Below are 12,929 nucleotides of genomic sequence, written 5' to 3'. Positions count from 1 at the left end.
TGTCACTTCTATTTTCAATCAGACCTAAATGTCTTTACTCATAAAAAAAAATAAAGTATCTTTTTTACTTCTTGCAGGACTCAATCTATTTGTGGCCTTTGCTGCCAGTTTTATTTTGCCGAAACGTTTTTTTTATGACGCTGCTATTATTGCTTATGATAAAGGCAACGAGATTGGTTATTTTGGAAGTTACCCATTGACTATTTTGTTTTATAAAATTACAGGTTTGCGTTATTTGCCTTTTTCAGTAATTGCATTGATTCAGTTTCCTATTTTAATGGGTATTTTGTATAAAATAGGAATTCCAAGCACGTTTGAGAAAGTTACTATTAAGAATGTTTTGGTGTATTTGGCTTTCACCATGATTGCGATTTTTATGGCTATGCCTTCTAAGGAGTTTATTACTTTTTTGTACCTCTCTTTGATCGTTTTCTTATTTCTAAAAAAGCATTTTTCCTTTCAGACTACCATATTTATAGCCTTGTCTCTTTTTATTTTTTTTGGAGTTATCTACAGGCCTTATTTTGCGCTACTGCCTATCCTAGCTATGGGAATGTATTGGGTTACTTGTGTCAAGATTCCGAATCGTACTTTTGCAACTCTTTTTTACGGAATTGTAGTTGTAATTTTCTTGTCACTGAGTTATGGCTTTGTAAAAGGAGAATTTTTTTCAGAGCAAAGCAGAGAGCTTATAAATAGTGCCCGATTGGGATCTGTTGATGCTAATTCGAGTATAGTTTCTCCTGTAAAAACAGACACTTGGTATGGTGAAATCATAGGTATTTTTTATGGTTTTTTTACTGTAAATGTACCCCTTAACGGGTTGAAGCATATTTTTTCTCCACAAATTTTATTATTTGTAATTTGGCAATTATTTCTGTTTTATATTCTATTGGTTCGATTGGCGCGTTGCATAAAAGATAAAAAAGAATATGTTTACGAGTTATGGATGCTTCTTTTTATATTTTCTTTTTTTATCCTTCAAGGGGTTTTCGAACCTGATTTAGGATCGGCAATTCGACACAAAGCGGGTGTTTTCCCACTAATTTATTATGCTCTTTATTATGACCATTTCCGAAAAGCAATTCAATAAAGTTTTCTCTTTTTTTCTGGTGGTGATAGCTTGTACGCTAATTTTCAGGAAGCCTTGTACTTGGTTAATTTTCGCTTTCGCTATTTTTAATATGCTTTATTTCAAGAAAATAAAGTTATCTAGAAAGGCATTGATTTTAGCCGGTATAATCGCGTCACCTTTTTTGTTAGAATTATTGCTATTTTGGAACAATGATTCTTTGGCTCATGGTATTAAATCGCTTGAAAAGACAGTCTCCTTAGTGTTATTTCCACTAATTATTTTGGGAAATTACAAACGCATTTCATTTCAAAAATTATTACAATTTTATGTAAATAGTACCACGTTATTAATGATTGTTTTTGCGGTACGTTTTGCATTTGTTTTTCCTGAGCATATAGCTAAGTATTGGAATGGAATTCACCTATGGGAAATGGGCTATGTTTTTGCAAATTCTATCGGTATTCATGCTCCAGCACTAAATATGCACTTGGCTTTTGTGAGTATCTCAGCCTTGTATTTGTTATTGCAAAGGTGGGAAATGAAAAAGAAGATTGGACTTGTGTTTTTATCCTTTTTGATATTTGTATTCTCCTTTTTCTTTGTGCTTTTAGTCAATACTAGAATGGCTTTATTCAATGTTTTAGTTGGGTACTTATTGGTAATGTTTTCTTTTTTTGCAGCACAATTTGACCTAAAAAAGTTATTGCTTTGTACTGCGGTTATTGGTGGTGTTTTGTGTGGGGTTTTATTTCTCTTTATTCAAAAAAATCCTTACATGAAAGAAAAATATAGCTCGGTAACTTTCGCTTACATGGACAAAGTGGGGAAGCTTGACGAAATTGATCATCCCGAAATAAAGGTTTTTAATTCTCTCGTAACCAGAGTTTCTATCTGGAAATCGGCTTGGGAGTTATCTTTGCAACATTTGCCTTTTGGCGTTGGAGCTTCTGATGGGAAACCAGAATTAGTGAATTATTTTAAACAAACGCATCAGCATTTTTTAGCCAAGTATGCTTTTCCTACACACAATCAATTTTTAGACTCTTTCTTGAAGTTTGGTGTTTTAGGACCCCTAATGGTTTTGCTTTTTATTGGAACGATTGGTTATTTGGGGATCGATTTAAAAAATGCATTGGTCTTTTCCTTCTTTTTTCTTTTTCTTACTTCTAATTTGACAGATGATTTTTTATTGCGTTTCGACGGTATTACATTTAGCGGCTTTTGGTTTTCTATTTTTGGAAGTCTTTGGTTGCGGCAAAAAAGTAACGTTCATACATTTCCTGAAGTGCAGTAATATTAATTGTTGTATTAAATAAATCTTTACATCTTGTTTTGGCGTTGTTGCCAAATTGAGCTCTAACTTTTGAATCTTCAAGGATTTTGAAATAGAGCGATAACTCCGTCAATTCCTGGTATAAAAAGCCAGTCTCCTTATGAACAACGGTATCTTTATTGCCATTTATTTTAGTCGCAATGACTGGTTTTTGTAATGCCATAGCTTCAAGAACAGCAATAGGTAACCCTTCCCAAAGTGAGGTTTGAAGATAGATATCTAAAGCATTTATTTGCTCGTACACCTGTTTTTTTTCTAAAAACCAACCTGTTATTTTGATATTTGAGGCTGTAATTTGATTGCGTTCTTCTCCATCTCCAATCCACACAAATTGATAATCTGGAAATTGCAAAGCAATGGCATTGAATTGTCTTGGATTTCTAGCTGCAGTAATCCGACCAGCAATTCCAATGGTTAGTTTTGGATTATCTATGGCTTGTGAATAGTTTTCTATGGCAGAAATATCTATTCCATTTCTAATCATTTCGGATTTTCCGAGATGTTTTGCCATTTCAAACTCGGAGTCACCACAAGCAATGGTGATTCCGCCGAAGAATTTTTGAAAGAATTTCTCGATGTACCAATATCCCTTTTTGGACATAGTAGAAATATCAGTACGCAAAAACGCGTATCCGTGCGGCGTATAAAAAACGATTGGTTTTAGTTTCAAAAAACAGCAAGCGATTCTCCCTAAAACACCCGCTTTAGAAGAATGTAAATGGACCACATCGGGCTTTATTTTTTGAAGCTCACAGACTATTTTGTGTAATGCTCTAAGGTCTGAAATGAAGTTTATTTCTCGCTTCATCTCAATTTTTACAGTTGGAATAGTAGCAAATAATTGGCTTACTTTTTCTGGGTCAATCTCTTTGCGATTGTCACTGTATAGAATATAAGTTTGTACTTTTTGAAGAATGATTTCTTTTTCGAAATGATGGGTTAAATCTTCAAAATAGGTATAAACGCCTCCGCCTAATGCTTCAATTATTTGTACAACTTTCAAATGTTTTTTTTTGCGTTAGAAACAAAAATAAAGTTTTCTTTTGCACTTTTGCAATAAGAGGCGATACAATTGATGGAAAATTAAATCTAAAAAAGCAGTTTGTTGTTCTTTAGCCCCGGGAGAGGCTGCATCCTTTGCTTTTTCTTTTAAAAAGCAAAGATATAGCAGATCACGGGACGATATGTCCTAGAAAGCCTTGTAATTCCTACTTCGAATTTAAAAAGAAAGATGTGTTATGTGGGTGAGTTTTCTTCAAATCAATTACATTTGTTACGTTTAAATAATTACTATGAAAAGAATACTCATCACCGGAGCCGCAGGATTTTTAGGATCACATCTTTGCGACCGTTTTATCAAAGAAGGTTATTTTGTTATAGGAATGGACAATCTCATTACAGGAGATTTAAAAAATATTGAACATTTGTTCAAGCTGGAAAATTTTGAATTTTACCATCATGACATCACCAAGTTCGTTCATGTCCCGGGTAATTTAGACTATATTTTACACTTTGCATCGCCAGCAAGTCCTATTGATTATTTAAAAATCCCCATTCAAACCTTAAAAGTAGGTTCTCTAGGAACGCATAATTTATTGGGTTTGGCACGAGTTAAAAAGGCTAGAATCCTTATTGCATCGACTTCTGAAGTGTACGGAGATCCATTGGTTCACCCACAAACTGAGGAATATTATGGCAACGTAAATACCATAGGACCAAGAGGAGTGTATGACGAAGCAAAACGTTTTCAAGAATCTATAACTATGGCGTATCATACCTTTCATGGCGTAGAAACCAGAATTGTTAGAATTTTTAATACGTACGGACCTAGAATGCGTCTCAATGACGGTCGTGTTATTCCAGCTTTTATAGGCCAAGCTATTCGTGGTGAAGATTTAACCATTTTTGGTGATGGTATGCAAACCCGCTCTTTTTGTTATGTGGATGATCAGGTCGAAGGTATTTTTAGGTTATTACATTCCAATTATGTATTTCCAGTAAATATTGGAAATCCAGATGAAATCACAATTAAGGATTTTGCAGAGGAAATTATAAAACTGACGGGAACCAATCAAAAAGTAGTGTATCACCCGTTACCAATAAACGATCCATTGCAGCGACAGCCAGATATTACAAAGGCGAAAGATTTACTGGGATGGGAAGCTAAAATTGGTCGTGCCGAAGGGATGAAAATCACCTATGATTATTTTAAATCATTGTCTAAAGAGGAACTTTCTAAAGAAGAGCACAAAGATTTTTCAAAGTATATTTTTTAGTTTACTCTCCTCTTTTATTTGTAACCAAATGAAAGAAGTGCTTTTAAATATTTTTTTTAAAATTCGCAACAGTTTAGGTTCTTACATGCTATTTTAATTTGTATCCTATTGAAAACAAAAACAGGAAGATATTCTGGTTACATTCGTCCATTTTCATTTGCTATTGATTTGTTCATAATCAATGTCTTGTTGTGGTACATGACTGATTTTCCTGTAAAAACACCTTTTTATCCTGTAATAATAAGTTTATGCTGGTTTATAATTGCGGCAAACTTGGGTTTTTATGAAGTCTACAGGTATACTAAAGTCATTTCTATACTAAACTGCGCCTTAAAACAATGGATATTATTTACTCTTTTTTGTCTTGCCTTAGCTTTTTACAAATCAGATAATTCAAGTTTTCAAAGTATTGGTTTTTATACATTTGTAGCACTATTCTTAATTTTAATCATTAAGCTGTCTATTTATTATTTTCTAAGAAAATACAGGTTATTATATGGTGGAAACTTTAGAAAAGTAATTCTGATAGGCAATGTAAAAAGTACTGATCCTTTACAACATTTTTTTACAGAGAATCCAGATTATGGGTACAAACTTGAGCGTGTTTTTGAATTAGAAAAAAATAAGTCTAAAACTTTAAAGGAAAGTTTTGACTATGTACTAGAGCATCAAATAGATGAATTGTATTGCTCTATGAGTGACTTAAATCAAAACCAAATTAATGAGATTGTTTTTTTTGCAGATAATAATTTAAAAACACTGAAGTTTATTCCCAGCGAAAAACAAATTATTTCTCGCAATTTTTTATTTGAATACTACAATTACATACCTGTAATCTCACTGCGAAATATTCTTCTTGATGATACCTTAAACAAGGTTATTAAGCGTGTTTTTGACATTGTTTTTTCATTAATTATCATTTTAGGAGTGCTATCGTGGTTGACACCCATTCTGGTCGTATTTATTAAATTGGAGTCAAAAGGACCGCTGTTTTTTATCCAAAAAAGAAATGGATTAAATTACAAAGAATTTATTTGTTACAAGTTCAGATCTATGGAACTTAATGCGGAAGCTCACTTGAATCAGGTTTCTAAAAATGACAGTAGAATAACTAGGGTAGGGCGGTTTATAAGAAAAACAAGTATCGATGAGTTGCCGCAGTTTTTTAATGTTTTACTAGGCGAAATGTCAGTTGTAGGGCCTAGACCGCACATGGTGAGTCACACCCATAAATATGCGCTTACTGTAGATAAATTTATGGTGCGTCATTTTATAAAACCAGGCATAACAGGACTTGCTCAAACAAAAGGTTTTAGAGGTGAAGTTGAGACCGATAAGGATATTATCAACAGAGTAAAATATGATATCTTTTACATGGAAAATTGGTCGATTTTATTAGATATTAAAATCATTTTTTTGACAATTTACAACACTATTCGGGGCGATAAAAAAGCATATTGATATGAAAAACAGTCTGGTATCAATACTAATGCCATGTTATAATGCTGAGAACTATATTCTTGAGGCTATAGCATCAGTTCAGCAACAAACGCACAGCCACTGGGAATTGATTCTAGTTGATGATTGTTCAACTGATAATACCGTATCTATTGCTACATCAATTGCAATTCAAGACAACCGAATACGTATTTTTAAACTCCCTGTAAACTCAGGAACAGGAATTGCTAGAAATACAGCTTTAACACAAGCTGCAGGCAATTACATTGCTTTCCTGGATGCAGATGATGTATGGAAACCTCATAAATTGCAAGTTCAATTACAGTTCCTACAAGAGCATCAATTGCCGTGCACTTTTTCGTTTTACGAATGTATAAATACAGGAGGAAAGCCGCTCAATAAACGCGTGGAGGCACCACTGCAACTTACGTATAGGCAACTGTTTTTTTGTAACTATATCGGCAATCTTACCGGGATTTATGATGTTTCTTTCTACGGAAAAATTCCTATTTCTCATTCTAGAAAAAGACAAGACTGGATGATGTGGCTTACAATTCTTAAACCTACAAAAATGATGTGCCCCGTACCAGAAAGTTTGGCGTTTTATAGAGTAAGGAACAACTCTATTTCGGCTGGTAAAATGGCTTTATTACAACATAATTTTGCCGTTTACAGAACGTTTCATGGACACAATTGGATTGTATCATTATTCTGCATGGCGGTTTTTTTATTCACGCAAATACTGATAAAGCCGTGGTACATCAAAAAATCAAATTAAAGATGTAAACTGTTTTAATTTCCCACGATTGCTGCGTTCCAATGTTTTTTTTCTAATGAAATTAAACAGTAAATTAGGTTCCAAATACAATTCAATCGCTGCTTCAATTTTTTTAATTTGTGCCAAATTTAATTCGGTTTCGCTCACATATTCAATTTCAAAAGTATCAATTTTTGTTTGTTTTATAGTGAACTCTTTTACGTTCCCATCGTCTTCGATGATGCTTTTTGTCACATAATAAAAGGTTAATCCAGGTGCAGTTTTTCCGCTGGGTAAAATGGCAATATCATTGGTTCGGCCTATTAATTTTTTGAGAATCGGTTTTTGTAGGGTGCTTTTTTCATCTAGAATCCCAGTATCGCCAATGTCGTATCGTATAAATGGATGTGCTTTGTTGTATAAGGAAGTAATGACGATGCGACCCGCAGAGCCATTTAGAACCGTTTTATTATTCTCATCCAAAATTTCTACAAACAAGGTTTCAGAGTTTACTTGCCATTCTCCTTCCTTATTCTGAAATGCAATTAAGTCTAGTTCCGAAGCTCCGTATTCATTTACAACAGGAACGCCAAACTGTTTTTCTAAAAGCATTTTATCGTCTTCAAAAAGCATTTCAGATGTCACCATACAAACTTTTAAAGTAGGGCAAATAGTTGTTAGAACAATATTTCTCTTTTGTAAATATTTAGCAAATAAAACAATAGAACTGGTATAACCATTAATGTAATCGAATTTATTATTCTGAAATTTTTTCAGCATCTTTTCTAAAATAGCATCTGATAAATCGAAAATCGAAAATCGATACCGATGACTCAAAAAATCCTTGAAGCGTTCTTTTTTGTTTCCGATACAATCCATCGGAATACCATAAAAACGCGCTTGATAAGAGGAGTTAAAATCAATTCCATACCAACCAAATCGATATTTATTAGAGGCCCAAGTTAGCGCATGACAGTATTTGTCTTTGGCAAAAATGAAAGGAGTGCCACTTGAACCAGATGTTTTATTGACATAAGAATTTGATTCGCTATAGCCTTTAGATAAACGTTCTAACAATGGTTTTTGTAAATTACTTTTTGTCAAAACGGGTAAATCCTCCCAATTTAAGTGTACGGTTCTACCAACTATTTCTTTGTAAAAAGAATTATTTTGCAAATGACAATCAACAATTTCTTTTTTTTTATGATTTATAAACGCAGTGTGCTCAATCTCGGTAAAGGCTACTATTTTCCGCAATTCAGCTTTAGCTTCCTGAATTGGGAATCCGTTTAGATGAAGGGTTAAATCAAATAGTTGAAGCATCATGCTACTTTTGGAATATCAAAACGTTTTATGGATTGTAATTCTTCGGCTTTATTTTGCTTCTCTTCTTCAATGTCAAAATCATCTTGAAGTCCCAACCAAAACTTTGCGGAATTCCCAAAATAGAGACTTAAACGTAAAGCGGTATTAGCCGTAATTCGTCGGTTTCCTTTAGTAATTTCAGAAATTCTGGTTTGTGGAATTTTTAAATCCTTAGCTAATCGGTAGGATGATATATCCAAAGGAATCAGAAATTCTTCTAACAAAATTTCACCTGGATGTATGTTTTTTAGTTTTTTCATTTTAACTGTTTTAATGATAATCTATTATTTCTACTGCAGTTGCATTACCGTCTTTCCAAATAAAAATAATTCGCCATTGATTGTTAATTCGAATGCTGTAAAAATCTTTTAAAGTGCCATTTAATTTTTCTAATCTGTTGGAGGGAGGGATTCTCAAGTCATTCAAATCTTGCGAATTGTTTAACATTCTTAATTTTCGTCTACTAATTTGTTGAATTTCAATTGAAGGCTTCTTTACAACAATTCCATTCCATATTTTTTCGGTTTCTTTTGAGCCAAATGAAATTATCATATCTTTTGCGTTACTAACGTTAAAAGTAAGTAAAAAAAATTATTATTTAAGCATAAAACGAACTATTTTTGCAACACAACTAAATACAACTACACATGACTATTTTACTATTGGGTTCTGGAGGGAGAGAACACGCTTTTGCTTGGAAAATGATTCAGAGTCCACTTTGTGATACTCTTTTTGTTGCACCAGGAAATGCTGGTACCGCTGCCATAGCGACTAATGTTCCTATGAGCGTAACCGATTTTGAAGCTATAAAAGCATTTGTTATTCAGGAAAAAGTAACCATGGTGGTTGTAGGTCCAGAAGACCCTTTGGTAAAGGGGATTTATGACTTCTTTTTAAACGATGTCGCATTATCTGATATTCCAGTTATTGGTCCGTCAAAAATAGGTGCGCAACTAGAAGGGAGTAAGGAATTTGCAAAGGAATTTTTAATCAAACACAACATTCCAACTGCTTCCTACGATAGTTTTACAGCAGAAACCGTAGAAAACGGATGTAAATTCTTGGAAACACTGCAGCCACCTTATGTATTGAAAGCAGACGGGTTAGCCGCTGGAAAAGGCGTATTGATTATTCAAGATTTGGCAGAAGCCAAAGAAGAATTGAGAAACATGCTCGTACATCAAAAATTTGGAGAAGCTAGTTCCAAAGTGGTTATTGAGGAATTTCTAGACGGAATTGAATTAAGTTGTTTTGTCCTTACCGATGGTAAAAACTACAAAATATTACCAACTGCTAAAGATTACAAACGCATTGGCGAGGGAGACACAGGATTAAATACAGGCGGAATGGGTGCGGTTTCACCAGTTCCTTATGTAGATGCGGTTTTGATGGAAAAAATAGAGACTCGTATAGTAAAACCTACTATTGATGGTTTCCAGAAAGACGGAATTCCGTACAAAGGGTTTGTTTTTATAGGATTGATCAATGTCAATAACGAACCAATTGTAATTGAATATAATGTTCGAATGGGCGATCCAGAGACTGAAGTGGTGATCCCAAGATTGAAAACGGATTTAGTCGAATTGTTTGTGGCTGTGGCCAATGAAAAACTCGACGAAATTAATTTGGAAATTGACGAAAGAAGTGCTACTACAGTTATGGTTGTATCAGGAGGATATCCAGAGGATTTTGAAAAAGAGAAGGTAATTTCAGGATTAGAAACCGTTGAAGATTCGATTGTTTTTCATGCCGGAACTAAATTAGATAATGGAAATATAGTCTCAAATGGTGGAAGAGTTCTAGCGGTAACTTCTTATGGGAATGATTTTGAAGAAGCCATAAAAAAATCTTACCAAAACATAGACAAGCTACATTTTGATAAGATGTATTTTAGAAAAGACATTGGAAATGACCTTAAATAAATCAAGCAATTCCGTCTGTTTTTAGCAGATCTTATTTAAAAAAAGAGTGAGCGGTAGTATCTTGTTTTTCAGTCCCAGCATCTTCAAAAATTTTTAATTGCTTGATCCAATATACCATTGCCGAAGCACAAATAATCATGAAAATCCAATTGATAGTATTGGCAGCAAACCAAGATGACAACTCTAATGAACGTAAAAAGTCTAGTGGAGCGAATAAAATATTTACAAATAAGTATTGAATTCCTTCGAAAAATGCTTTCATAATGTATAAAATTAATTTAATTAATCGTTTTTTGAGAAAATTGAAGTTGTAAAAAAGTTTTAAAAGAAAGTTTTACAACTTGCAAGGTTTCCTTTTTAAACAAGTATTATATTTACGATCACAAAAGTATAAAATATCCGTATGATAACAAGTGTTTTTAGAAAATCTACACCATTAAATTTTTCATTGGTAGTAATTTTAATACTGGTTTTCTTTTCTATATACCATTTTCAAGATTTATTTTGGCTGAATTCCTTTTTACTACTGTCGAAAAAGGGTGTTTTGTTTTGCGTAATAATAGCCTCCGTTTTTATCACAAATTTTATTGTCAAGAAAAACGGATTAAGTAAAGACAGCAGTTACACTATTTTATTTTACTTGTTGTTCTTGATATTTTTCCCTTCGGTGTTGGATAATTTAAACCTATTGTTGTCTAATTTTTTTGTTTTATTAGCGCTCCGCAGACTGATTTCGTTACAATCTTTAAAAGCCTCTAAAGAAAAAATATTTGATGCTTCATTGTGGATCTTTCTAGCTACTTTGTTTCATTTTTGGAGTATAATTTTTATTTTTTTAGTTTTTATATCCATAATTTTCCATGTTTCAAGAGATTATAGAAATTGGATTTTACCGTTTATTGCTTTTTTCGTTGCGGGAATTCTCTTTATGTTGTTTGCAACCGTTTTTAAACTTGATTTTGTCGATTACATTGTAAATAGCGTACAAATCAATTTGAATATTGATTATTTTACGAATAATTATCAAAACGGAGCGCTGTCTATTTACGCAACAATCGCTTTGTTTTTTTTAGTGTCTATGTTTGCAACATTGTCGAATAGACCGCAAATACTGCATACTTCATTCAAAAAAATCATTGCTTTTTTCTTTATTGGGGCAGCAGTTTTTGTAATTTCGGCCAATAAAAGCAATGACTTGTTGCTTTTTACTGTTGCGCCTTTAGCAATGATGGCTACAAGTCATATAGAAATCCCTCAAGAAAAATTAAAACAGGAAATGGTACTTTTTGTGCTTATTGCCTGTAGTTTTTTTGCTTTTTTCTCTCAATTATAATTTTTGGCCGTAGGCTAAATCGCCCGCGTCGCCTAAGCCAGGTATAATATAGCTGTGTTCATTTAGTTTATCATCTAGTGAAGCTACCCAAAGATGGCAGTGTTGCGGTAAGTGCTGTTCGAGATAAGCAATACCTTCTGGAGCAGCAATTACAACGGCAATATGAATTTCCTTAGGCATGCCTCTCTCCATCAATTTATTGTATACTGCCACAATAGATTGTCCCGTGGCAAGCATGGGATCTACGATTAATAAATTTTTTCCATTTAAATCTGCAATCGCTTGGTATTGAACTAAAATATCAAAGTAATCATCATTATTAGGATGGTGCCTGTAAGCCGACACAAAACCATTTTCGGCATTGTCAAAATAATTTAAAAAGCCCATGTGCAACGGTAAACCGGCACGCAAAATGGAACACAAAAGCAATTGATCTTGTATTTCAGTTGTTTTTTTTATTCCTAATGGTGTTTGTATTTCGACATTTTTGTAGTGTAACTTTTTACTCAATTCATACGCCATTATTTCACCGATACGTTCAATATTTCTTCGGAAACGCATGCTGTCAGTGTGAACATTAATATTTCGTATTTGTCCTAAAAAATGATTTAAGACGCTGTTCCCCTCTGATAAATAATGAATGTGCATGATTTTATTTTTGTAATTAAACTTCTGAGTATTTTTTTATGGTATAAAAGTATAAAAAGTATCTTTGTCTTTTAATATATAAAGATATGTTTTCAAAATTAGCCTACTCTGTATTTGAGCAAAGCATCAAAGATTATCATCAGTTTGATAACGTAGATCAGCCTATAAATAATCCTTTCCCGAAGGATAAATTCGAACATTTGTTATACCACAAAAACTGGATTGACACTGTTCAATGGCATTTTGAGGACATTATTCGGGATCCAAACATTGACCCTGTTGCGGCCTTAACCTTGAAAAGAAGAATAGATACTTCTAATCAAGAACGTACGGATATGGTAGAGTATACCGACAGTTATTTTTTACAAAAATACAGCCATGTAGTAGTAAAAGACAACGCAAAAATTAATTCAGAAAGTCCGGCTTGGGCTTTTGACCGATTGTCAATTCTTGCATTGAAAATTTATCACATGCAAGAAGAAGCTAATCGTGCTGAGGCCTCACAAGAGCACAGAGATAAATGCCAAGTAAAGTTGAATATTTTATTAGAGCAAAGAACAGACCTGTCTACAGCTATTGACGATTTGCTTACAGACATTGCAAACGGAGATAAATTCATGAAAGTGTACAAACAAATGAAAATGTACAACGATGATGAATTAAATCCTGTTTTGTATCAGAACAAGAAGTAAATAAGATATTTTGAACCATTAAGGTATTAAGAAAATTAAGAAAACTTAATGAATCTTAATACCTTAATGG

At 33.3% G+C, this 12,929-nt stretch carries 14 protein-coding genes; 8 read left to right on the top strand and 6 right to left on the bottom strand.

Annotated features, from left to right (window positions below; genetic code table 11):
- Window positions 1-28: 28 nt before the first annotated feature.
- A complete protein-coding gene (locus ACNQGB_RS03505; RefSeq protein ID WP_417945497.1) occupies window positions 29-1,093 on the top strand; it encodes a hypothetical protein in 1,065 nt (354 codons plus the stop codon).
- Window positions 1,065-2,369: an O-antigen ligase family protein gene (locus ACNQGB_RS03500; RefSeq protein WP_417945499.1), complete on the top strand. Its 1,305-nt coding sequence runs from the start codon at window positions 1,065-1,067 to the stop codon at window positions 2,367-2,369. The genes ACNQGB_RS03505 and ACNQGB_RS03500 overlap by 29 nt, the downstream gene beginning before the upstream one ends.
- On the opposite strand, the gene ACNQGB_RS03495 is transcribed toward ACNQGB_RS03500, so the two are convergent.
- On the bottom strand, window positions 2,305-3,411 hold the full coding sequence (locus ACNQGB_RS03495) for a glycosyltransferase (protein WP_417945501.1): 1,107 nt from the start codon (window positions 3,409-3,411) through the stop codon (window positions 2,305-2,307). The two genes, ACNQGB_RS03500 and ACNQGB_RS03495, sit on opposite strands and share 65 nt — an antisense overlap.
- 289 nt (window positions 3,412-3,700) lie before the next feature.
- Between ACNQGB_RS03495 and ACNQGB_RS03490 the strand changes: the two genes are divergently transcribed.
- The 3 genes from ACNQGB_RS03490 to ACNQGB_RS03480 all read left to right on the top strand — a co-directional run bounded on the left by ACNQGB_RS03490 (window position 3,701) and on the right by ACNQGB_RS03480 (window position 6,920).
- Window positions 3,701-4,684 (top strand): UDP-glucuronic acid decarboxylase family protein, encoded by a 984-nt coding sequence (locus tag ACNQGB_RS03490; RefSeq protein ID WP_417945503.1) that lies wholly within the window; start codon window positions 3,701-3,703, stop codon window positions 4,682-4,684.
- A gap of 108 nt (window positions 4,685-4,792) precedes the next feature.
- On the top strand, window positions 4,793-6,145 hold the full coding sequence (locus ACNQGB_RS03485; RefSeq protein ID WP_417945504.1) for an exopolysaccharide biosynthesis polyprenyl glycosylphosphotransferase: 1,353 nt from the start codon (window positions 4,793-4,795) through the stop codon (window positions 6,143-6,145).
- Window position 6,146: 1 nt separating this feature from the next.
- The gene (locus tag ACNQGB_RS03480) at window positions 6,147-6,920 is read left to right on the top strand and encodes a glycosyltransferase family 2 protein (RefSeq protein WP_417945506.1); all 774 of its coding nucleotides are present in this window, start codon (window positions 6,147-6,149) and stop codon (window positions 6,918-6,920) included.
- On the opposite strand, the gene ACNQGB_RS03475 is transcribed toward ACNQGB_RS03480, so the two are convergent.
- The 3 genes from ACNQGB_RS03475 to ACNQGB_RS03465 are packed head-to-tail and all read right to left on the bottom strand — an operon-like array spanning window position 6,912 to window position 8,816.
- Window positions 6,912-8,222, bottom strand: a complete 1,311-nt coding sequence (locus ACNQGB_RS03475) for a phenylacetate--CoA ligase family protein (RefSeq protein ID WP_417945551.1) — start codon at window positions 8,220-8,222, stop codon at window positions 6,912-6,914. The two genes, ACNQGB_RS03480 and ACNQGB_RS03475, sit on opposite strands and share 9 nt — an antisense overlap.
- Window positions 8,222-8,524 (bottom strand): HigA family addiction module antitoxin, encoded by a 303-nt coding sequence (locus ACNQGB_RS03470; protein ID WP_417945508.1) that lies wholly within the window; start codon window positions 8,522-8,524, stop codon window positions 8,222-8,224. Before ACNQGB_RS03470 ends, ACNQGB_RS03475 begins: the two co-directional genes overlap by 1 nt.
- Window positions 8,525-8,534: 10 nt before the next feature.
- Complete coding sequence (locus ACNQGB_RS03465; protein ID WP_417945510.1) at window positions 8,535-8,816, bottom strand: type II toxin-antitoxin system RelE/ParE family toxin; 282 nt, start codon at window positions 8,814-8,816, stop codon at window positions 8,535-8,537.
- Window positions 8,817-8,911: 95 nt separating this feature from the next.
- On the opposite strand from ACNQGB_RS03465, the gene purD reads away from it, so the two are divergent.
- Window positions 8,912-10,186 (top strand): phosphoribosylamine--glycine ligase, encoded by a 1,275-nt coding sequence (gene purD, locus ACNQGB_RS03460; RefSeq protein ID WP_417945512.1) that lies wholly within the window; start codon window positions 8,912-8,914, stop codon window positions 10,184-10,186.
- Window positions 10,187-10,217: 31 nt separating this feature from the next.
- Here purD and ACNQGB_RS03455 read toward each other — a convergent pair whose 3' ends face one another.
- Entirely contained in the window at window positions 10,218-10,448 is a 231-nt protein-coding gene (locus tag ACNQGB_RS03455) for a DUF6341 family protein (RefSeq protein WP_309758189.1), read from the bottom strand.
- 141 nt (window positions 10,449-10,589) lie between these two features.
- Here ACNQGB_RS03455 and ACNQGB_RS03450 point away from each other — a divergent pair, with 141 nt between their 5' ends.
- A complete protein-coding gene (locus ACNQGB_RS03450; protein ID WP_417945514.1) occupies window positions 10,590-11,519 on the top strand; it encodes a DUF6427 family protein in 930 nt (309 codons plus the stop codon).
- Here ACNQGB_RS03450 and upp read toward each other — a convergent pair.
- A complete protein-coding gene (gene upp, locus ACNQGB_RS03445; protein WP_417945516.1) occupies window positions 11,514-12,167 on the bottom strand; it encodes a uracil phosphoribosyltransferase in 654 nt (217 codons plus the stop codon). The genes ACNQGB_RS03450 and upp overlap by 6 nt on opposite strands.
- Before the next feature lie 86 nt (window positions 12,168-12,253).
- Here upp and ACNQGB_RS03440 point away from each other — a divergent pair, with 86 nt between their 5' ends.
- The gene (locus ACNQGB_RS03440) at window positions 12,254-12,859 is read left to right on the top strand and encodes a DUF4254 domain-containing protein (protein ID WP_417945518.1); all 606 of its coding nucleotides are present in this window, start codon (window positions 12,254-12,256) and stop codon (window positions 12,857-12,859) included.
- The last annotated feature ends 70 nt before the right edge of the window (window positions 12,860-12,929 follow it).

It is taken from the genome of Flavobacterium frigidum (assembly GCF_048286795.2).
Note: the sequence above shows the minus strand (reverse complement) of the source record. Positions and strands in the feature narration are given on the sequence as shown.

Bases quoted from the DNA above. Each gene is read 5' to 3' on its own strand.
- ACNQGB_RS03505 (WP_417945497.1), top strand. From the start codon at position 29: ATGTCTTTACTCATAAAAAAAAATAAAGTATCTTTTTTACTTCTTGCA.
- ACNQGB_RS03500 (WP_417945499.1), top strand. From the start codon at position 1,065: ATGACCATTTCCGAAAAGCAATTCAATAAAGTTTTCTCTTTTTTTCTG.
- ACNQGB_RS03490 (WP_417945503.1), top strand. From the start codon at position 3,701: ATGAAAAGAATACTCATCACCGGAGCCGCAGGATTTTTAGGATCACAT.
- ACNQGB_RS03480 (WP_417945506.1), top strand. From the start codon at position 6,147: ATGAAAAACAGTCTGGTATCAATACTAATGCCATGTTATAATGCTGAG.
- ACNQGB_RS03475 (WP_417945551.1), bottom strand. From the start codon at position 8,222: ATGCTTCAACTATTTGATTTAACCCTTCATCTAAACGGATTCCCAATT.
- ACNQGB_RS03470 (WP_417945508.1), bottom strand. From the start codon at position 8,524: ATGAAAAAACTAAAAAACATACATCCAGGTGAAATTTTGTTAGAAGAA.
- ACNQGB_RS03465 (WP_417945510.1), bottom strand. From the start codon at position 8,816: ATGATAATTTCATTTGGCTCAAAAGAAACCGAAAAAATATGGAATGGA.
- purD (WP_417945512.1), top strand. From the start codon at position 8,912: ATGACTATTTTACTATTGGGTTCTGGAGGGAGAGAACACGCTTTTGCT.
- ACNQGB_RS03455 (WP_309758189.1), bottom strand. From the start codon at position 10,448: ATGAAAGCATTTTTCGAAGGAATTCAATACTTATTTGTAAATATTTTA.
- ACNQGB_RS03450 (WP_417945514.1), top strand. From the start codon at position 10,590: ATGATAACAAGTGTTTTTAGAAAATCTACACCATTAAATTTTTCATTG.
- upp (WP_417945516.1), bottom strand. From the start codon at position 12,167: ATGCACATTCATTATTTATCAGAGGGGAACAGCGTCTTAAATCATTTT.
- ACNQGB_RS03440 (WP_417945518.1), top strand. From the start codon at position 12,254: ATGTTTTCAAAATTAGCCTACTCTGTATTTGAGCAAAGCATCAAAGAT.